Source organism: Sulfurimonas sp. (assembly GCF_026991475.1).
Classification (GTDB): Bacteria; Campylobacterota; Campylobacteria; order Campylobacterales; family Sulfurimonadaceae; genus Sulfurimonas.
In genome coordinates this window covers 43,884-65,498 of sequence record NZ_JALXBK010000044.1, presented here as the reverse complement: position 1 = coordinate 65,498, position 21,615 = coordinate 43,884, and the positions used below count along the sequence as shown (strand labels likewise).

The following is a 21,615-nucleotide window of genomic DNA, read 5'->3' as shown; positions in this document are numbered from 1 at the left end:
ATGTTTCAAAAATCACTCCTTAAAAATTTTGTAAAATCTTTCAATGCTCCAGATAGTAACGACATCATTAAACTTGTTACAAAAAATAAATTTATAGCTGAAGATGCAAATGGTGCTGAGTTTATTGCTCTGCTTGCAAAGATGCTTCAATGGAGTAACTGTGTAAGAGAGGTGAAAAACACTACAGATATGAAAAAAGCTGATGGTGTGGTTTATGATAAAAATAGCAAGCCAATAGCAATCATAGAGCTAAAAAGTAGTGATAAAAAAATATCAAATCGTGACATCATAGCGCAAGCATTTCGTTATAAAAACGAAAAACCAACTTGTAAATATGTCATCATTTCAAACTTTAAACAGCTTGACATTTATAGTGAAAGTAGTGATGTCTGCTTCTCTTTAGATATGACAAAAAACGAGAGCTACACCATACTCTATGCACTTCTCTCACAACCATCCTTAGAATCCAGCGAAATAGCAAGACTCAAAAAACTCTCAAAATCACAAGAAGAGATAACCAAAGAGGTCTATAAAGAGTATAGTAATTTTAGATTAAAACTTTTAAATAATCTTATTGATAACAATAAAGAGCTATCAAAAGAGAGTATATTTGAGTCGGCAAACAAACTGCTTGATAGATTTATGTTTATACTCTTTGCTGAAGATAGAGGGCTGATCCCTGCAAATAGCATTGATGCTGTTATAAAACAGTATGAGAGTTCTCAGGAGTGGGGAGATGATACTCCTCTTTATAATTACTACAAAAAGTATTTTCATTTTATAGATGTGGGAAATGCTAAAGTAAATATTCCTAGATATAATGGAAATCTTTTTAAGCCTGATGAATTGCTAGAAAATCTCATAATAGATGACTATATAATTAAAGATGATTTATCTCATTTAAGTGCTTATGATTTTAGTGATGATGTAGATGTAGAGGTTTTAGGGCATATATTTGAACAATCATTAAATGATTTGGAGAAGATTAAAGAGTCTCTCTTTGAAGAACACAAGGTAGTAGATACTAGAAAAAAAGATGGTGTCTTTTACACGCCTCAGTTTGTTACGCACTACATCATAAACAATACTGTCGCAAAACTCTGCGATGTGAAAAAAGAGGAGTTAAAACTTTTTGATGCAACAAAAGAGGGTAAAAAAGCAAAACAGATGAGGCGCGAGAATCTGCACAAATATAGAGAGTATCTTGAGAGCCTAAAAATAGTTGATCCAGCGTGTGGAAGTGGTGCGTTTTTAACTGCTTCTTTTAGATATCTTTTAGATGAGCATAAATGGATACAAAGAGAGCTACAATTAGCAGATGCAGGACTCTTTGAACATCACGATATAGATAAGCAAATCATAGAAAAAAATCTTTTTGGAGTAGATATAAATGGTGCAAGTGTTGGCATAGCAAAACTCTCTTTATGGCTACAAACTGCAAAAAGGGACAGACCACTTTCAAATCTTATGGGCAACATTAAAAGTGCAAACTCACTTACTGCTGACTGGAATGAGCTTTTTCCTGAAATAATGGCTAATGGTGGTTTTGATGTTGTGATAGGGAATCCACCGTATTTTAATATTCAAACTTTAGGGGCTAAATCAGAATTAGCAAAAGAGATACAAAATAGATTTCCGAATATTTGGCAAGATAAAAGCGATATACTTTTTTATTTTGTAGCAAAAGCCATAGAAATAACAAAAAGTAAAGTGGGCTTTATAACTTCAAATGCTTTTTTACACTTTGCAAAAGCTGTAAAACTAAGAAACTATATATTAGACAATGCACCTATTTCAAAAATTTTAAATTTTGAAAAATATATGGTTTTTCAAGATGCTTCAATAACTTCTGCTATTATAGAATTTGATAAAAATAAAAAAGATAGTGAATGTTTGGCTTATAACTTTAAAGAAAAAAATTATGAAGTAAGTGAAATTAATGAAATCATCTCTGATATAAAAAACTATTTTGAAGTAAGTTTAAAAAAAGATATGGTTTTTTCATTAGTAGAGAAAAAAATAAGTGCTATAAATGAAAAAATAGATAGTTCCCATTCAAAGCTAAATAGTATCTTTAAAATTGGTAAAGGAATGGAAACTGCGGCAGATAAAGTATTTTTATTTAAAGAGTATCCAAATCAATTTCCAAAAGAATTTATAAAGCCAAGAGTGACGGGTAAAAATATAAAAAGATATTTTATAGAGGGTAAAGAAACATATATTTTATATTTTGAAGACATAGAAAACTTTGAAGATTTGCCAAGTTCAATACAAAATCATTTGCTTGAAAATAAAGAGTTTTTAGAAAATAGAGCAACTGTTAAAAATGAAGGTAGAATATGGTGGAGATATAGCCGCCCAATGCATAAGGAACTTTATAAGTATAATAAAATATTTTGCAGTAGAAGAGCATTTGAAAATACTTTTGTACTAGATTGTAAAAATGAGTATTTAGCATTTTCAAATATGACAATCATTTTTGATACAAATGCTAATTTTGATTTAAAATATTTATTGGCACTTTTAAATTCTAAAGTTTTGAATTTTAGATATAAAAGTATTGGAAAACAAACGGGTGGAGGAAGTTTTGAATATTTTCCTAATGGTGTTGGAAAATTACCAATCCCAAAAATACCAAAAGAGAAACAAGAACCATTTATAAATGTAGTAGACACCATCATAGAATCAAAAGAGAAAATAGCAAAATACAACAAACACTTTGAGAGCCTAAACGCAGTCGATAAGATAGAGATAAAAGAGGAGATTGAGAAGCTAGAGCATTTGGTAGATGATAGTATTAAAGAGATTGATAGCTTGGTTTATAAGCTTTATGGATTAAATGAGGATGAAGTGAAGATTGTAGAGGGTAAGGAGAGTAATATTTCATGAGTAATTATAAACCTCCCTATACAATCACTTCTAAAATGTTGTCTTTAGCAACTAAAATAGGTGAAGAACTTACTAGATTAGAGTATAAATCTGACAAAATCATTACTCCACAGCTTCGAAAAAAAAATCGTATTAAGACTCTTGTCGGTACTTTAGAGATAGAGGGTAATTTTTTGGGAGAAGAGAAGATTACTGCAATTTTAGATGGAAAGAGAGTTTTGGGTAGTTATCAAGAGGTACTTGAGGTTGAGGGTGCTATAGAAGCCTATAAAGCATTTGAAAATTATAGCTATGATAATCTTGATGATTTGTTAAAAGCCCATAACTATTTGATGAAAGGTATTTTAAATAGTGCTGGAAGTTTTAGAGGTGTTAATGTAGGAGTTGGTAGTAGTGATGGGGTAAGCCATGTCGCTCCACCTTTTGGTGTTGTAGCCCAATTAATGCAAAATCTATTTGAGTGGTTAAAAACAAGTGATGAACATATGCTTATCAAATCTTGCGTATTTCATTATGAGTTTGAGTTTATTCATCCATTTTCTGATGGAAATGGTAGAATTGGACGACTTTGGCAATCAGTAATTTTACATCAATGGCGAAAAGTTTTTAGTGCTATTCCTACCGAAAGTATTATAAGAGATAATCAAGAGAGATACTATAGAGCTTTAGAAGAGTCTGGAAGTTTAGGTGAAAGCACACCTTTTATAGAATTTATGTTAGAAGTGATTTTAGAGACTATTCAAAGTTCGGTAAAAAGTTCGGTAAAAAGTTCGGTAAATACAGAGGATAAAATTTTAATTTATTTAGAAGAAAATCCAAAAATTACCATAAGAGAGTTAGCAGAGCTTCTAGATTTGACTACAAGAGCCATTGAAAAACAGATAGTAAACTTGAAAAAAGAGAATAAAATTAAAAGAGTAGGAAGTGCAAGAAAAGGGCATTGGGAGATTAACTATGGCTAATCTTTTTGATTTTGAGCTGCCTTTAGTTGATGATGAAAATTTCACAACACTTTTAAGCAAAAAAAATGTAGTAATAAAACGCATAGTAAGTAATACTCTAAAAACACCACAAGAATTTTTACAAAAAGATAAAGATGAGTGGGTAGTTGTCTTAAAGGGTTGTGCAAAACTACAAATTGATGGTATAGTACACAAATTAAAAGCAGGTGATTCTATCTTCATCCCTGCAAATACAAAGCATACTTTGTTAAAAACAAAAAAAGTCGTTGTCTGGCTTGGGGTTTATATAAAAAAAGAGGAAAGTGCGTGAAAAAAGAGGCAATAATTCTTCTCAATATGGGAGGACCAAATAATCTTCATGAAGTTGAGATGTTTTTGAAAAATATGTTTGCTGATAAAAATATATTGACAATGAAGAGTAATGTTGTTCGTAAGTTGGTGGGTGGACTTATTGTTTTTAACCGCACAGAATCTTCACAAGAGATTTATAGACAATTAGGTGGTAAATCACCCATAGTAGGGCATACAAAAAAACTTGTAGATAAACTACAAAAAAGGCTTGGTGAAAAGTTTGTAGTTGATTTTGCTATGCGTTATACACCTCCCTTTGCTACTGAAGTTATAGAGAGACTAAAGAGCGAAGAGATAGATAAAATCTATTTGATTCCTCTCTATCCTCAATACTCAACAACGACTACAAAATCTTCATTAGAGGATTTTGAAGAGGCATATCATAAAAGTGGTGGCACTGCTCTACTTGTTGAAATAAAACACTTTTTTCAAAATAACACCTACAACAGAGCTATTATTGAAAACATTAAAAAAAGTGTGGGCGATGACGAATACCGTGATTTTGACATCATATTTTCGGCTCATGGACTTCCGAAAAAAATCGTAGATGCAGGTGATGTTTATGAAAAACATGTAAATAGACATGTTGCGATACTTAAAGAGATGATGCAAGAGCAGGGAATGGCATTTCATGATGTGCATTTGGCATATCAGTCAAAAGTAGGGCGTATGGAGTGGCTTACACCATCGCTTGAAGATAAGCTTAAAACTGTACGAAACAGGGGTGTCATTATTTTCCCTATTGCGTTTACCATAGATAATTCAGAGACTGATTTTGAGCTTGGTGTTGAGTATAAAGAGATAGCTGAGGAGTTGGGATTTAAAGAGTATAGAGTTTGTTCTTGTCCAAACGATAGTGAGCTTTTTGTAGATACGCTTATTGAACTATATGAGAAGATGAAGTCATGAAAAAAATAGTTATATTTGATATGGATGGTACTTTGATTGACTCCAAAAAAGATATAACTATCTCCATAAATTATGTAAGAAAGAAAAATCATAATTTACCTCCTTTAAGTGAAGAATTTATAGTAGAGGCAATTAATATGGAAGTAAGAAATCTTCCTGAACTTTTTTATAATACAAAAGTATATGAGACGAGAGATAGAGAACTTTTTGAGCGTCATTATAAAGAGCAATGTACTCAAAATCCTTATCTTTATGAAGGTATTTTAGAACTGTTAATTCAATTGAAAAAAGAGGGTGTCTACCTTTCTGTTGCAACTAATGCACCGACAGTTTTTGCTAAAACTATGCTTTCACATTTAGGTGTTGCAAAATTTTTTGATCTTATAGTCGGCGCAGACAGAGTACATGCTTCAAAACCTGATCCTGCTATGCTAAACTATATATTGAGTCATTATGACTACAATGCTATGAAAGATAGTGCATGGATGATTGGTGACAATTCAAAAGATATGCAAAGTGCTGCAAATGCACATATAAAATCGATTTTTGCGGCATGGGGTTTTTCAGCTTCAGCAGAGCATCCTACTGTAGTTAAGAATCCAAAAGAGGTATTAGAAAATGTTTGACACTGATTTACTCATTGCGTTTGGCGTGATGGCACTTCTGTTTTTAAGACAAATTGCTATTTTAAAACAGCCAAATAAGATAGATTATGCACCACTAATGCTCGGTATTGGAACACTTAGCTCAATTATTCACTTTATGATTCATCCGCATAGTAATGACTTATTGCTACTGAGTAGAGAATCACTTTTTCCGCTACTTGTAGCAGTGATCTTATATATTATTATGAATATTCTACATCAAACGCAGCTCTCTTTACAATCAAGAACACAGGATGAATTTAGCACTGTATTGGTTCAAGAAATTGCCCAACTTAAAAATTTTATTTTAGAACTTGAAAAAAGAATGAATGCAGCACAAAATGAAACAGTGCAAACGCAGAGTGAAATTCGAGAGAAGTTTATAGAAGATATTCAAACACTTAGCACCATTGAGGTAAATCAAGAAAAATTTTTAGAGAAGTTTTTACAAGTTGAGGCGTGGCATGATGATGTTAAAAACTCATTTACCTACTTTAGTGAAGAGCAACTTCCAAAACTAGATGATGTAGTGCACAAACATATAGATATTTTACGAATTTCTGAAAAAGACCACTACAATAAACTCCAAGAACTCCTAAAAAAAGCAGTTGAAAGTAGATTTGGTATATCGGATGATATACGAGAATTACAGATGAAATTAGATAATATTATGGCACTTGCCACAAATGTTTCAGACCAAATAGTAACTTCTACTACTGAAGAATTATCCTACGTTATGAAAGATTTTGAAAAAGAGCTACTTCTTTTAAAATCAAATACAGGAGTAGTGGCCACCTCTTTACATGAAGGCGAAAGTACCCTCTCAAATATTCGTGCACAAAGTGAACTGATAATGAAACAGATGATACTCTCCTCAAAAAAGATGGAGAGACTTGCAGATACAAATAATGGAATGAGTGATGTATTTGAAGAGCTTAAAATATTAATTGATGAGATAGAGCGTATTAAATCAGACTATGTGAAGTCTCAAGCGCAGTTGAATCTTCTTACGAAAGAGTTGCAAATAAACTCTAAAGAAGAGATAAACGCAATGGGCTACAGATTTGATACACTCTCTAAAGAACTTTGTACGAAGATAGATACATCTCTTGAAAACCTTCATCAGCACTACCATATAGTTGGTGAAGATGTCACAAAAAAAGCAAATTTATTGGCAAAAAAAGCGCAAGTTCAAAAGGGATATTCCGAACTAGAAGAGTAGTTTTAATTCCTTTTAATAATAACTTGTTATAATAATACATACAAGTAACAATTATAAGGAAAATTTATGAAAAGAAGAGATTTTTTTAAAACTTCAATTGCAGCATCAGCAGCGGTGCTTGGCTCTACATCTTTAGCTGCAGGTGAAACACACCAACCTAATGAAACAAGAAAAGTATCTAAGTATGCTTTTCCTGAAAAAAGACCACTTATTACATATTCAGATAGACCGCCATTATTGGAAACGCCACTCTCTGTATTTACAGAGGAATTTACACCAAATGATCAATTCTTTGTGCGTTGGCATCTTCCGGATATTCCTACATATATTGACCCTGATACATATACTATTCATATTAATGGTTTTGTAAAAAAAGAGTTAAAAATTTCGATTGCAGATCTTAAGCGTGATTTTGAACAGGTGGAAGTAAACGCAGTAGTTCAGTGTGGTGGAAATAGCCGTTCAGCATTTACTCCTATTCCTGGTGGTATTCAGTGGGGTAGTGGTGCTATGGGTTGTGCAAGATGGAAAGGTGTAAGGCTTAAAGACATTTTGGACAAAGCAGGGCTTCTTGAAGGTGCAAAATGGATAGGCTTTAACGGTCGTGAAAAAGCAGCTTACTATAAAACACCAAACTTTGTGCGAGAATTAGAGCTTGATGAACTTGATGATCACGTTATCGTAGCATATGAGATGAATGGTGAAGATCTGCCATATTTAAATGGTTATCCACTGCGTTTAGTGCTTCCTGGATACTACTCTGACAGTTGGGTTAAAATGCTTAGTAACATTACAGTGACAGATAAATATAAATCTCTTTTCTTTATGGATAAAGCCTATAGAGTTCCAGATAACGAATGTGAATGTGAAACACCTGAAAATAAAGCGAAAAAGACAAAACCTATTACTATAATGAATGTGAAATCAGTTATTGGTTATCCTGAAAACGGTGCAAAAATTTACCATAATTCACAAGTAGTTGTTCGTGGTGTTGCATGGGATGGTGGTTATGGCATCCATAAAGTTCTCATCTCTATTGATGATGGAAAAACATGGGAAGAAGCGACTCTTAAAGAAGATATGGGCAGATATGCCTATAGAGCATTCCTTTTTGGATTCAAACCGAAAAAATATGGAAAACTTAATATTATGGCAAAAGCGGTGAACTCTCTTGGTGAAGAACAACCTCTCTCTAAAGATATTGGCTGGAACCGTGGTGGTTACAAATACAATGGTATTCAAGTAGTTAATGTAGAAGTAGTATAAGGATTTAAATGATGAAAAAAATAATATTATTAACAGCGTTATCTATAAGTGCACTTTTTGCACAGGTAAAAAGTAGTGTAGAAGTTCCGTATATACCATTTGAAATTAAGATGGGTAAAGGTTTTAGTACGGTTCAGGCAGATTGTTTGATGTGTCACTCTTTTGGATATATTATAAATCAAGGACCACAGTCAAGAAAATTTTGGCGTGGAAAAGTTAATAAAATGATTGAAGAGTTTAAAGCTCCTATTGATAAAAAAGATGCAAAAATTATTGAAAATTATCTTTTTGAAAACTACGGTAACGGAAAAGAGCAATAGCTCAATTATTTTATACTTATCGCAGTAAAAGTGCGATAAGTATAAGATTGAGTAGTGTCATAGCTGTAAAACCAACTCTGTAAAACAGAACAGGATCGCGCTCTATTATGGAACTATTTTCATTAAAGTAGGGTTTTACATTTTGAGGACGCTCTAACTCATACAACATCTCTGAGTAGTGTTCATACCTTTTATGTTCATCTCGTGATATAGCTCTTAAGATGATACTCTCAAACCATTTAGGAATATTAGCATTATATTTGCTTGGTCTTTGCGCCTCTTTAAAAGAGGGATTTGTAAATGGTTCTATCTCCCCATAAGGGTATTTTTTAGTAAGTGCCAAATAGAGAGTTACCCCAATAGAAAAAATCTCACTCGTCTCACTAATGGCTTCGCCTTGAAACCTTTGAGGTGAGAGAAAACTTGGCGTTCCTGCTTTTGAACTTGTAGAAAAAACTTCTGTAATATTACCAAAGTCTATGATTTTAAACACGAGATTTTCATCTTCATCTTTTACAACCATAATATTGTCTGGTTTTATATCGCCATGAACTAAATCTCGTTTAATGAGGTATTGCGCCATTTGCAGAAGTGTTTTAGTAAGTTTAATGGCATCATCCACACTTAAGTGATGTTTTTTGAGATACGCTTCTAAGCTCTCTCCCTGTATATATTGTAAAACATAGTAACGCATTGTTCTGTTTTTAGGAATAACAGCTTTTGGAAAACAGTCTGCTTTGAGGCGTTTTGCATTCCATGCTTCTTTGACAAAAAGGTCTATGAGTGTAGCATCGTCTATTGCTTCAATTGGAGGAAATTTTAAGATGTAGCGTTTTGTTTTTTTCTTACACAACCATGTTCTTTGGTTTTGGATAAGTGATTTTTCTAGCACATATCCGTCAATAACTTCGCCCTCTTTAAGTGTTTGAAGAATAAGCAGCTCTTGCTTACGAAGTATCTCTTTTTCATCAACTTTTAAAATTTCTAATACAGCTGCCGTCGTATCATCAGGCAGATTGTCCTCTTTGATTGTACTTGCTTTTTTTACAAGGCTTGTAGCAGAACCCACAGAGAGTTGTTTTTCTATCTGCTCTTTATCTAAAACATTATATAGCCCATCGCTACAAAGAAGAATTTTATCTCTCTCTTTAATGGTGTTTTCAAAGTAGTAAATCTCTACCTCTTTATCTATACCTATGGCTTGGGTTAGAACATTTTCATATCCCTCTTCATCCATTGCATGGTCGTAAGAGATTTGATTGAGTTTTTCATCCCTGTAGATATAAACTCGGCTATCTCCGACATTTGCACCATAGAGACGACTTCCAGCTATGACGACAATGGTGAGAGTGGTAACAAGCTCACTGCGTTCATAATTTACCTGTGATTCTTGATAAAGAATAGAGTTGATAGATTTTATAAAAGTTGTGATTGATTTTTCAATACTCCAACTTTTTGGGCGTATCTTAAAATTATTAAGTAGGTACTCTGTTGTTCTTTGTGCTGCTTCGGCGCCATGATCGGCACTACCGACACCATCACAAACGATGCCCACAGTAATGTTTCCCATGGTTTTGACAGCATAAAAGTCATCACCTGTAAGTTCTTTGCCCTTTGCAAGCGAAAAGCCAGAAGTTTTTATGTTTGATGATGGCACCGTTTTATCCTTTTAGAGTGCTATAAACTCTGTAAGTTCAGAGAAAACAACTGCTCGTTTCTCTTCAGACTCTAACATTTTAAAGAGCATATTTGCAATATTTTCATCAATATCAGGATTGATTTTACGAACATCTATAAGTTTTTCTCTTTTATTCTCATTTGTAAATCGAACATAAGCTGTATATGGTTCTTGTTTTGTAAATTGGTAGTAGAGTTTACGACCAAGTTCAAAAAGTTCAAACTCCTCATTTTTACCAGTTTTTTGTATTGCATTGATATTGAGTTCTATGTTTATATCTTTTGAGCGTAGATATGCTTGTAATTTCATATAAAAACCAATATATGCTGAAGAGTAGGATAGTAAAACTCTTTCATTAAATTGTTCAAATGACTCTTGTGGATTTCTAAGCTTTTTATACTCTAAAACAATGCTCTCAACATAATAACGGGCAAATTGAAGAGGAGCTGATTTTATGACTGTATAGCCATTTTGCCCTTCACTTACAATCTTTCCACCAAGAGTAATATGGACACCATCTTCTGTTTTTCCATTTACTTTTGCTTTACATCCTTCAAAACCAATGTCGGCTATTTCATGTGTACCACACCCTTTGACACATGCAGACCAATAAAGACGCACTCTACCGCTCTCAAGCGGCACTGCGTTTGTAAGATACTCAGACATTGAAATAGCATCGCGTTTATTTTCAATAACACCAAAACTACAATGCTCAGTCCCTGCACAGGCAATAAGATTGTTAAAATATGGAGAATTTACATTTTTATACTCTTGAAAAAAGTCATTTTCAAGAAGCGTTTGTGTCTCTTTTACTCCAAGAATATAGAGGTTTTGCTCAACACTAAAACGCAGCTCACCATTTCCAAATGCTTCACTAAGTTCAGCTACGCGAAGTAGGGCAGTTCCACTAAATATTCCTGATGGAACAACAACCTGAATGGCAAAAGTACCATCTTTGAGTTGGACTTTACCATGCTGCGTGTCATGTGCATTTGTTGTTGTAAGTGTATCTCCAGCGGATGCAAAATCAACTCCTGCATTTTCACGAATGGCAGCAGTAATTGTCTGCATTCCCACCGCGTCTATAAGAAAATGGAGTCTATTTTTATTACGATTATCTCTAAAACCATATTTTTTAAATATTTCAATAAGTGCATCGTACGCAAGCAGAACTTCACTCTCACTAGCTAAGAACATATCTGCATTTTTTGCTATCATTCCTACGCGACCACCAAGATATAAATTGTACCCATAATAGCCATCTTTTTGTGCAAGAACAAAACAACAATCATGTCCAAAAACATTACATCTGTTTGCCATTGAACCTGTAACGGCAGTGTTAAATTTTCTAGGTAGTGTTGAAATCCATTCAGGATTAAAAAGGAATTTTTCTTGAATTTTTTGGAGTAGTGCAAATGATGGTAAAATATTGTCAAAGCCAAATTTATCAAGTGGGTCTGTAACAATATTTCTAAAGTTGTCTACGCCAGTTTGGTAAGCATTGAGACCTGCATCTTTAAGTTCTTGTAAGATAGCAGGCATATCTTCTATGTTTAGGTAGCGAAACTCAACCTGCGCACGGGTTGTGATGTCGATGTAGTCTTGCCCATAATTTTTAGCGATATTTCCAAGAGTTTTTGCTTGTGCTGCGTTTAGATGTCCACCAGAAATTCTGACACGCATCATAAACTGTTTTGGAGTAAGCCCATCTTTGTCATAAATACCAAAACATTTTAAAAAGTACTTTTTATCTTCATCCGGAATTGAGTCATATCCCTCTTTTGCGTACTTTTCTATTGCATTAAAGGCCTCGGTAGGATTTTTTAAATCTTTTACCTTTTCAACTTTATTTACTTTTTTACTTCTTGCGAGTTTTGCTTCTTCTAAAGTCATTACCATTCTTTCCTTTTATATTCTTCCACCAGCAGCAACACCCCAAGTGGTTCTCCATCTTGTTTTTACAAAACTAAGACCTGCGATAGCTACAAGCACAACAGCTGCAAAAATTAAAAATCCTTCTGTATATCCGTTAAATGCACCCTTAGACCATCCAAGAGTTTTAATAAGTGCAGTACCGCCAAGACCGCCAGCACAGCCAACTAGTCCCGTCATTATACCAATATCTTTACCAAATCTTTGAGGTACAAGTTGGAAAACTGCGCCATTTGCCATACCAAGGTTTGCCATAATTAAAAAGAGTACTAAAATAGAGAGATAAAAAGGTAATGGAACCAATGCCGTAAGAGCAACAAGCCCTGCAACCGCACCATAGAAAAAGTAGAGTGCTTTTACTCCACCAATTTTATCTGCAATGTTTCCACCAACAGGGCGAAGAACAGCACCTGCAAAAATAGTAATAGCACCAAAATAACCAGCAATAACTTTTACATTTGGTTCGTTAAGATAGTCTATACCAAACGCAGACATATCTGCTTGATAAGTGTTCATCAAGTAAACTTTCATATATCCAGCAAAACCAACGAAACCACCAAAGCTTACTGCATAGAAGAGGTTAAACCACCAAGTATCTTTATCGCCTAAAAGTTTGAGATAATCTTTGACCTTTTTAGGACGTGGTGTATAAATCTCTTTTGGCGCATCTTTTGCTAAGAAAAGATATGCAACAAATACAATGATAGCCATAGCAGCACCTACACCAAATACAGAGTACCAACCCCAGTACTGAGCAATCTTTGGAGCGAATATAAAGTCAAGAACAACACCGATGTTACCAGCACCTGCAATACCTAAAACCACACCTTGTAGTTTTGGCGGATACCATTGACCAGCTTGTGGGAGTGCAACTGCGAAAGATGCTCCTGCAAACCCGAGTCCTAGTGCAACTATAAGTAAAATGTTATATGTAATTTTGTCACCCATAAAAAAAGCTGTTAAAAGAGAAGCAATCACGATAGCTTGAGAGATAAGTGCAGTCTTCTTTGCACCAATTTTATCCACACTAAATCCAAGAACAATTCTTAAAATAGCACCTGAGAGAATAGGAAGTGAAAGTAGGGTTGCTTTTTGCCCTGCCGTCATTATAAAGCCTGTTTTAGCCAGTGCTTCAGCTATCTCTGTTGAAAGTGGCCCGAGCATTGTCCAGACCATAAAACTCATATCGAAATATAAGAAGGCCATAAAGAGTGTCGGGAAGTGTCCTTCTCCTTTTAGTGCTTTAAAGTTTGCCATATGTGTGTTTCTCCTAGTAAATATATGGTGCAATTATAATAGATAAAATAAGCCGATGGAATAGTTTATTGATTAAAAAATAATCATACTTAAAAAATCGTATGATTAAAAAATATACAACTAGCAGTATCATAAGTGATTTTTCTTGATATATATCAATTTTTTTCACTATGTGATTTCATATAATTTCACAAATTTATAGAAGGATAGCGAAATGACGTTTACAAACTCTGCTGAGTTATTGTCTTTTCACTGGGTTGCTTACTCCATATATTCTGCAATGATTATTTCCGTTGTTGCATGGTTTGGATATAACCTTACGAGAAAAGATGCTAAATCAGTCTTTAGAATACCATTTTATTGGTATATGGCCTTTTTAGTTGCAGGTGGTGTGGGGCACCATATTTTTACATATAATACTATTCCGTGGGTATCGCAGGATATTGACAGACATAACATTAAACCAGATGCAAAATATGAATTTGAAATTCAAAATCATAAATGGATAGGACTTCCTAAACAGATAGTCATTCAATGTGGTCAAACGGTTGAGTTTGATGTACATAGTAGAGACTTAGTATATGGTTTTGGACTTTTTCGTCAAGATGGTTCTCTAGTAATGCAGATGCAGGTAAATCCGGGAACAGATGTGAATGGCATTCTTGATTCAAATGATATTCTTTGGACATTTAACCACAATGGTGTTTTCGATTTGACATCGACAGAATACTCTGGACCAAAACAGTATAGTGAAGATGGGAAAGATTTGATGATGGTAAAAGACTTGGTAAAAGTTGTAGGGTGTAAAGATAATGGAGGTATCCAATGAGTTATATGAATAAATTGATAAATGGTACAAATTTTGACCATAAAGGTTTAAACGCTCTGCAAAAGGTTACACTTCGTGCTGTAGTTATGGCATTTTTGTTCTATGGTTTGGTTGCTATCGAGGGAATGATAATGAGAATGGTAGAAGTTGGACATGTACCACTTAACCCTATTCCAGCGCAATTTTTTCATCCTGAGCACTTTTTCTCTATTATGACTGTGCATCCTATTGTAGGTATTTTTGGTTCTACATACCAACTTGTTTTTGGTGCTTTTACATTTTTGGTACCATATCTTACAAAGAAACCTCTTTACAGTATTAAACTAGCCAATATTACTTGGATGCTTATTACTGGGGGAACAGCATTAGCTTGGATAGCTGCATTTGTTTGGTCTTATGCACCACTATATACGCTTTACTGGCCACTTCCTGCTGATACTCATCAGTTTAAAGTTATTGGTGGTTTAGTATTTATTGTTGGTATTGCACTTATTATGCTTGGTACTTTGACATTTATATACAATATTTATGCAACAATTTTTGCTCGTGTAGGTATTCATAAAAATAAAACAACAAAAGAGTTGCTTATTTCTGGTTTTGGTATTGATGGTTTTTTAAATCTTATCAATAAACTTCAGGGAAAACAGCCCTACACAAAAGAGCCTGCTTTAGCACTTCCTGTTGTTGCAATTTTTCGTGGTACTGTTGATACATTTTTAGATGCACTTGTTATTTTAGGTGCTGGTGTTTTAGTGCTTATTTATCTAATTTTTGATGCATCGGGGCATCCTTTGGATGTAACTGCCATTGATGCACTTTTGTACAAGAACTTCTTTTGGTGGGGGCTTGACCTTGTTGCTGATGGACTTGTGCTTATTTATGTTGCAGGTTCATGGTATTTACTTGCAACGCTCATTACAGGGCAAAAACTTTTCATGGAAAATGTGGCTCGTGCTGCCTTGATGCTTGAGTTGCTTGTTTCTTGGATGGTTTGGTCACATCATCTTCTTGGTGATCAAGGACAGCCTGAGATGATGAAACTTATCTCTGGTGAGATGGTTACTGCGTTTGAGTTACTGACTCAAGGACTTGCGCTGTTTATTACACTTGTAACACTTTGGAAAGCGCGTCCACTTAAAATGACAATGGAGTTAAAATATCTTCTAGGTGGTCTAGTAGGCTTTGGTTTGGCTGTTCCGGCTGCGATTATTCAAGCAGATATGGGTATGAACCGTGTTTTACACAATACACAGTGGATTATCGGTGCGCATGTGCATATTGCTTTAATTGTTGGGCTTTATATGACACTTTATAGTGCAGTATATGTTATGTGGCCACTTGTAACAAACAACACGAAAGTTTACTCACATAAACTCTCAAATGCACACTTTTGGCTGCATCTTATAGGTGGTATTGGTATGGGTGCCTTTATGGGTATGGCAGGACTTGACGGTATGCTTCGTCGCCACCTTTATGTTGATGGACAGTTTAATCCTGATATGGTTTTTGCTGCTATGTTTGGTACAATGCTACTTGCTGCTTGGGCGATATTTTTATACAACATTATTATGAGTGTTGGTATAAAAGGACTTATAGGTATCTTTTTACCTGCAAAAGATCAAACTGCATCTTATGGTCTTGAAGAAGAGATAGAACCTGCAGACGATCCTGCGTTTGCAAATTAAAAAAGTAGGGGCATTTGTCCCTACAATTTCCCAAAAATAAGGACAAAATCTTTGATAAACTTAGACAGAGTTGCTCGAGAAATAAAAACTGTTGGACTGTATGATATTGTTTTGCAAGATGTACAAAGAGTTGCTGGTAAAAATAGAGTAAATGAAGCAGAAATAATTCAAATACTTGATAAAAATCCGCAGTTACTTGAAGATTATATGCAGACAAATGTAGAGTATAACCTCTCAAATATACATTTAAAAGATATAAAATTAGATGATTTAAAAGATGATTGCAAGTCAAAAGCGCAGCTAGTTAATGTAAATTTGGCAAGACTTAAAGAGCTTGAAAAATATACGCTTGACTTTGAGCAGAGTGCTACCCTTGTCATCATCTTTTCAATCGAATTTTTTGTTCTCTTTTCTGTGCAATACTTCATCGTATTACTTAACCTTAAAGAGTGGCAAGGGTGGATATATTCGCTTTTTGCTTCAACGGTAGCGCTCGCATACTGGTATGGAAAAAAGCAGAGCCGTTTGTATGCAAAAAATAAAAAGATATATGATGCACTCTATATACAAACATTAGGGCTTATAGAAGAACTTGAAGACGCAGGGTGTATCAAAAAGAGTGAACTGATGATAGAGGAGTGCGAAGAGCATGTCTAAACCAATAGAAGTGAATTTTGAGTGGAGTAAAGAACTTGCGCTAAAAACAAGCAAACTCTACTACGATTACGATATGCGTCACTCCAACAAAAGATATATGGGATGGTTCTTTGTGGGACTTGTACAGTTTGGCATTGTTGGCGCACTTAAACACAATAGTTATGGACTGCTTTATCTTTCTACTTTTTTAGTAGGTTATTGGTACTATGGTAGATGGTTTTTAAGAAAAAGAATGCTTTCTCGCTTTTATGATAAGAATGTTCCTAAAAATATGGATGTACATTTTACTCTTGATGAAAATGGACTGCATGGAAATAATGAAGTAGTTGCGTGGGATGATATTATAAAAGTCATTCAACTTGATGAAGGTGTCATGGTACAAAGCCAACAAAATGCACTCTTCTTTGCAAACACTGCGTTTAAAAAAGAGGGTGATAAAACACGATTTTTGAAAATGGCAAAAGAGAAAGGAAAAATATAATGCACTACTTTTTTATAGGTATGGTTACACTTTTTGTTATAGCCTTGTTGGTTGTGGGTTTTGTGATGGATAAAGAGGATTTGGAGTAATTCTAAATTACATTTAGCTAATTTCTCGCTCAATCACCTTCTCTATAAGTTCACATAACTCTTCTTCAACTTGCTTGGTATTTTCATCTTTGACTATACTGTTATGAAACGCAGCTATTTTTTTCTCTTCATCTCTTTGAAAACTCCACTCTGCAGGAAAATGCCAAGAATCTGGATTTTTTGGTATTACTATGGCTTCTCTGTTTGCATGACCGTGTTTGATAAGACGGTAGAGATGTTCAAGAGAACGCTTGAGTAAAATAAATGTAGCATTGTAGTTTTTTGCATCCATTTTATGGATGATTTTATGATTTGAAATAATATACGAACCAAATTTCTCGCCTATCGCATAGGCTGCTTTTGCCCCTATCAATCCCCCAACAGTTGCAGCAACAGCAGTAGAAATACCACCATCAAGAAGAGCTATGGGCGCGACTGCCGCGCCACTTCCTATGGCTCCTACACTAGCGCCAATGAGAGCTAAACGGTTTTTTGTAAGTCCTAAGTTCACGCTCTGTTTTGCATCTATTTCGGCACGCTCATCTAGCACTTTTATTTGGTAATAACCCCATATTTGCTCTATTTTTGTTTTATTATTTTTCTCTATTGCGTAAATGCCATTTTGGTATTTTTTCAGTGCTCCCTCTTTAAGAGTCTCATCTGCATCTTTTTCTTTGAACTTTACAACAGATTCAAACTGTAAAATCTCTACTATCATCCCTGCAATCTCTTTGGCACTCAGACTCTTTTTCTCTTGGTAATGTACTTTATGCAGGTGTAAAAGTTGGTCTAAAAACTGTTTTTGCTGGAGTGTTGCATCAACGGTATAGAGATTTTTGTATATTGTATCTATGTTCTCATAACTACTGTTAAGTGGATTTATAGGGTGAGTATTTGTCAGTTTATACCTAGAGAGTGCCTCTTTCCACTCTTGTGTGTAGTCCTGCTCTTGAATTTTGTTTAGCAGTATTAAGACTGGTTTTTTCAAAAAGTGAAGTATCTCAAACTCATAGCCTATGACATTTTGATTGTAGTGTTGTGAAACATCTATGACAAATACTATGAAATCATTCGCAAGCACGGCACGGATAATTTCAATATCTTTTTGCATTCTTGCATCTTCGCTGTATTGTGACACAAAGGCATCGAGCACCCCATGTCCAAAGTATTCACTCTCATGCTCTTTTATAAAAGAGACAATCTTTTTTGCCTGTTCAAACCCTGGTGTATCAAAAAAGTTACACACCACTTTTTGTTTATAATAGTAGCTATACTGTAGTGCTTTTGTTGTAGTTCCGACACTTTTAGAGACTTCAATGCGATCATCAAAAGTCAGAGCCGATATCATGCTGCTTTTGCCGTTATTTGGTTTGCCTATAAAAGCAAAAGTAGGCGCGTTACTTTTCATTGTACAACCTTATCCTATAGTCGCCTATAGTCTCATTTATCTGTTTTTGCCACTCTTCATAGAGGTAATCTCCCTTATATGCTTTTTGGACAATGCCATCTTTTTCTACTAAAGGTATTATCCATATTTGCCGTACTCTATCTGTTTCTAGTATTGTAAGCATATCACCTTTAAAACTGTTGTCTGGAAGTGTTTGTGCAGAAGCTACAACAATGACAAGATTTTGTAACTCTTTAAGTGTTTTACTGTCTTCTTGTTCTCCTCCATACAGAGCAAAACTATAATACGCTGCGTTTAGGTTAGCTACGTCACTATCATTTTGCAACTCTAAAATATCTACAACTTTTTCATCTAGCTCAAACTGATAAAAAAGCAGGTCATATTGTGAGCGGTCTATATTTTGCGATCTGTTTTTTCGTATCTCAAAATTTTCTGTAGTTTTCTTTTCATTATTTGAAATCTCTATTGCAACGCTTTGAGAAAACTTTTGTAAAAGAGGTTGTGCTTTTTGTAGTAGTGCTTGTTTCATGGCTTTTTGAAGATTTCTTTTTGCGAGAAACCATATAAAACTTTTTAATAGTAAAAGAATAATTATACTTACAGTAATTGCAATGGCAAAAAAATGTTGCGGTAAAACTGCATGTCCAGCACTATCTGCAGTGCCAAACCACATCTTAATAGGGTCTAAAAAAGCATAGCTACTCTCACTGTAAAATTCTATGGAGTATGCCCAAAAAATGAAAATAGTGCTTAAGAGGATGCTAAAAGTATAAACAATACCCATTTCAACGAGTAAAAGTGTAGTGAATGTTTTTAAGACATGGGTGTCTCGTTTGTCATATTCAGGGTACTTCTTTGCAAAAAAAGCCACTAAAGAACTCTCCTCTTTGTTTGGAAATTTGTAAAAGAGTGTCTGCCATGCAACATAAAGCAGATAGATAAAAGGAACGACAAGACCAAAAATAAGATAGATTTTAATGTTTATACTTTTTTGTATGCTTACAAAAGAGAAACTCATAACAGCAATAAAAATAAGCCAAAGTATAATAGTTCTGGTATGTCTGAAAAACTCATAAAGTGTAGAGTCTCTATCTTCGTCCTCTGCATATTTTTTATAAAGTTCAGATATATTTTTTAAAGGGTCATTGTAGGGTAGTTTTACATTTAATATGTTAATGTCTCGCTGCTCAAAGCGTGCAAGAAATTTTGAAATGCAAAAGTAGTCTTTAAAATTTAATCTATACATATTTTAATTATACAATAATTTTTTGCTTAAAAAATAAACATAATTTTCTTACAATCCCCATAAAAGAAGAGTATAATTTCATCACTAATATATGGAGATGAATTATATGCAAACACCTTTAGAGAGTTTTATAGACCACAAAGCTGAGACAAATATGCAGTGTGGCTCTTACTCTATCGACATTCCGCCACTTAAAGAGGGTGAGCAATACCGTTTTCACTTTGATGCCGTTGCCTGTGTGGGGTGTCGTTGTTGTGAAGTGGCATGTAATGAGCAAAACAATAACCCAGCCGATATAAAATGGCGTCGTGTAGGTGAGATGGAAGGTGGAGAATTTCCTGCGTTTACTCAGATGCTTAACTCTATGAGCTGTAACCATTGTATAGACCCTGAGTGTCTTCGTGGTTGTCCTACTGAGTCTTACATTAAAATCGCTGAAACGGGCATCGTTGTGCATGATGATGACACTTGTATAGGGTGTCAGTACTGTACTTGGAACTGTCCTTATGGTGTGCCTGTATTTCATGAAGAGCGTAAAATTGTCACAAAATGTCATATGTGTCACGAAAGACTTGACGAAGGTCAGTCTCCTGCATGTGTGCAAGCTTGTCCTGCTGGAGCTATTGAAATAGAAGTCGTAAATGTAGAAGAGTGGCTTAACCGTGACATAGATGAGCAGGCAAATATGCCGTTTTTACCAGATGCACGCATTACAAACTCTACAACGCGTTATACACTGCCAGACAATCTACCTGAAAATATGAAAGAGATGGATGAACACATCTTAAAACCTGCACATAAAGAGATACCACTTGTTTTTATGACGGTACTTACTCAAATTTCACTAGGTGGTTTTATGGCGCTCTTTTTGGGTGACTTTATGAGTCTCTTTGGTTTTGAGAGTACGAACTGGATTATGGCGCTGCTTGTAATGCTTCCTGCTGCTCTTGGCTTACCACTTTCAGCCTTGCATCTTGGTCGTCCATTCTTGGCAATGACCGCGATGAAAAACATAAAAACTTCGTGGCTCTCTCGTGAGGCTTTGGCGCTTGGAGTGTTTACAGGATTAATGTCCCTTGTTGTTGCAATGTACTTTTTTAATTTTCCACATATACTACGTTTACTTGTTGAGGTTATAACACTTGGAATCGGTATTTACGGAATTTATGCACAGAGTATGATTTACCGTATCAAAGCGAGACCATCTTGGAATAGAATTACGACAAACTTTAAGTTTTTTGGTGTTGCTTACATAGGTTTCTTTTTAGTTGCGTTTATAAGTAGTATATCAAGCATCCATGAGGCTATTATTCCCCTTACGACAATGGGAATGCTTGGTGGTGTAGCACAGCTTTTCTTTTCCTATGAAGACATTAGAACACTTGAAAATAAAGAGAATGAGTACCAACTTCAACGCACAAAAAGACTGCTCAATGAAAACTTTGCAAATATTAAGAAAATTCGTTTTATAACTCTGCTTATAGCGGGAATTGTTCTCCCTCTTTTAGCGCTTGTATTTGTAAGTGCATCACTAAACGCAGCGGCATCATTTATGCTCTTTTTGGCTCTTATCACTGCGTTTGTAAGTGAAATAAGTGACAGATTTTTGTTTTATACGACTGTTGTTCCTCTTGGAATGGCAGGTGGATTTTTTGTTGGGAAGCAGAGATAGAGTAAGAGAGTTTTTTTAAGGATGATTAGTAATAATCAGAGCCTTGCAGAGGAACTCTAACCTCTTTATTATAGCCCATTCGTTTCTCACTCGGATAAACTAATGTAGTTATGTTATA

At 34.7% G+C, this 21,615-nt stretch carries 18 protein-coding genes; 13 read left to right on the top strand and 5 right to left on the bottom strand.

Annotated elements, in window-relative coordinates:
* From MV589_RS03195 to MV589_RS03160, 8 genes are all read left to right on the top strand, one after another.
* Positions 1-2,889, top strand: coding sequence for an Eco57I restriction-modification methylase domain-containing protein (locus MV589_RS03195; protein ID WP_297431974.1), 2,889 nt, complete (start codon positions 1-3; stop codon positions 2,887-2,889).
* A complete protein-coding gene (locus tag MV589_RS03190) occupies positions 2,886-3,851 on the top strand; it encodes a Fic family protein (RefSeq protein WP_297431973.1) in 966 nt (321 codons plus the stop codon). Before MV589_RS03195 ends, MV589_RS03190 begins: the two co-directional genes overlap by 4 nt.
* On the top strand, positions 3,844-4,161 hold the full coding sequence (locus MV589_RS03185; protein WP_297431972.1) for a cupin domain-containing protein: 318 nt from the start codon (positions 3,844-3,846) through the stop codon (positions 4,159-4,161). Before MV589_RS03190 ends, MV589_RS03185 begins: the two co-directional genes overlap by 8 nt.
* Positions 4,158-5,111, top strand: a complete 954-nt coding sequence (gene hemH / locus MV589_RS03180) for a ferrochelatase (RefSeq protein ID WP_297431970.1) — start codon at positions 4,158-4,160, stop codon at positions 5,109-5,111. The genes MV589_RS03185 and hemH overlap by 4 nt, the downstream gene beginning before the upstream one ends.
* Entirely contained in the window at positions 5,108-5,737 is a 630-nt protein-coding gene (locus tag MV589_RS03175) for an HAD family hydrolase (RefSeq protein ID WP_297431967.1), read from the top strand. Before hemH ends, MV589_RS03175 begins: the two co-directional genes overlap by 4 nt.
* A complete protein-coding gene (locus tag MV589_RS03170) occupies positions 5,730-6,977 on the top strand; it encodes a hypothetical protein (RefSeq protein ID WP_297431964.1) in 1,248 nt (415 codons plus the stop codon). Before MV589_RS03175 ends, MV589_RS03170 begins: the two co-directional genes overlap by 8 nt.
* Before the next feature lie 66 nt (positions 6,978-7,043).
* Entirely contained in the window at positions 7,044-8,243 is a 1,200-nt protein-coding gene (locus MV589_RS03165; RefSeq protein ID WP_297431962.1) for a molybdopterin-dependent oxidoreductase, read from the top strand.
* 8 nt (positions 8,244-8,251) lie between these two features.
* Entirely contained in the window at positions 8,252-8,563 is a 312-nt protein-coding gene (locus MV589_RS03160; protein ID WP_297431960.1) for a sulfite:cytochrome C oxidoreductase subunit B, read from the top strand.
* Positions 8,564-8,579: 16 nt separating this feature from the next.
* Here MV589_RS03160 and MV589_RS03155 read toward each other — a convergent pair whose 3' ends face one another.
* The 3 genes from MV589_RS03155 to MV589_RS03145 are packed head-to-tail and all read right to left on the bottom strand — an operon-like array spanning position 8,580 to position 13,430.
* Positions 8,580-10,220, bottom strand: coding sequence for a bifunctional protein-serine/threonine kinase/phosphatase (locus tag MV589_RS03155; RefSeq protein WP_297431958.1), 1,641 nt, complete (start codon positions 10,218-10,220; stop codon positions 8,580-8,582).
* Positions 10,221-10,232: 12 nt separating this feature from the next.
* Positions 10,233-12,134 (bottom strand): ferredoxin-like domain-containing protein, encoded by a 1,902-nt coding sequence (locus MV589_RS03150; protein ID WP_297431956.1) that lies wholly within the window; start codon positions 12,132-12,134, stop codon positions 10,233-10,235.
* A 15-nt stretch (positions 12,135-12,149) separates the two neighbouring features.
* Entirely contained in the window at positions 12,150-13,430 is a 1,281-nt protein-coding gene (locus MV589_RS03145; RefSeq protein WP_297431954.1) for an MFS transporter, read from the bottom strand.
* A gap of 214 nt (positions 13,431-13,644) precedes the next feature.
* Here MV589_RS03145 and MV589_RS03140 point away from each other — a divergent pair, with 214 nt between their 5' ends.
* The 4 genes from MV589_RS03140 to MV589_RS03125 are packed head-to-tail and all read left to right on the top strand — an operon-like array spanning position 13,645 to position 17,082.
* Entirely contained in the window at positions 13,645-14,259 is a 615-nt protein-coding gene (locus MV589_RS03140) for a cupredoxin domain-containing protein (protein WP_297431952.1), read from the top strand.
* Complete coding sequence (locus tag MV589_RS03135) at positions 14,256-15,944, top strand: cbb3-type cytochrome c oxidase subunit I (RefSeq protein WP_297431951.1); 1,689 nt, start codon at positions 14,256-14,258, stop codon at positions 15,942-15,944. The genes MV589_RS03140 and MV589_RS03135 overlap by 4 nt, the downstream gene beginning before the upstream one ends.
* A gap of 51 nt (positions 15,945-15,995) precedes the next feature.
* Positions 15,996-16,601: a hypothetical protein gene (locus MV589_RS03130; protein ID WP_297431949.1), complete on the top strand. Its 606-nt coding sequence runs from the start codon at positions 15,996-15,998 to the stop codon at positions 16,599-16,601.
* Positions 16,594-17,082 carry a hypothetical protein gene (locus MV589_RS03125; protein WP_297431947.1) on the top strand — a complete coding sequence of 163 codons (489 nt, stop codon included), beginning with the start codon at positions 16,594-16,596 and terminating at the stop codon, positions 17,080-17,082. The genes MV589_RS03130 and MV589_RS03125 overlap by 8 nt, the downstream gene beginning before the upstream one ends.
* Before the next feature lie 102 nt (positions 17,083-17,184).
* Here the strand turns inward: MV589_RS03125 and MV589_RS03120 are convergent, their stop codons facing one another.
* Both MV589_RS03120 and MV589_RS03115 read right to left on the bottom strand, forming a co-directional pair.
* Positions 17,185-18,579: a DUF3482 domain-containing protein gene (locus MV589_RS03120; RefSeq protein ID WP_297431945.1), complete on the bottom strand. Its 1,395-nt coding sequence runs from the start codon at positions 18,577-18,579 to the stop codon at positions 17,185-17,187.
* Positions 18,569-19,825: a hypothetical protein gene (locus MV589_RS03115; protein ID WP_297431943.1), complete on the bottom strand. Its 1,257-nt coding sequence runs from the start codon at positions 19,823-19,825 to the stop codon at positions 18,569-18,571. The genes MV589_RS03120 and MV589_RS03115 overlap by 11 nt, the downstream gene beginning before the upstream one ends.
* Before the next feature lie 106 nt (positions 19,826-19,931).
* On the opposite strand from MV589_RS03115, the gene MV589_RS03110 reads away from it, so the two are divergent.
* Positions 19,932-21,497, top strand: a complete 1,566-nt coding sequence (locus tag MV589_RS03110) for a DmsC/YnfH family molybdoenzyme membrane anchor subunit (protein WP_297431942.1) — start codon at positions 19,932-19,934, stop codon at positions 21,495-21,497.
* Positions 21,498-21,615: the final 118 nt, after the last annotated feature.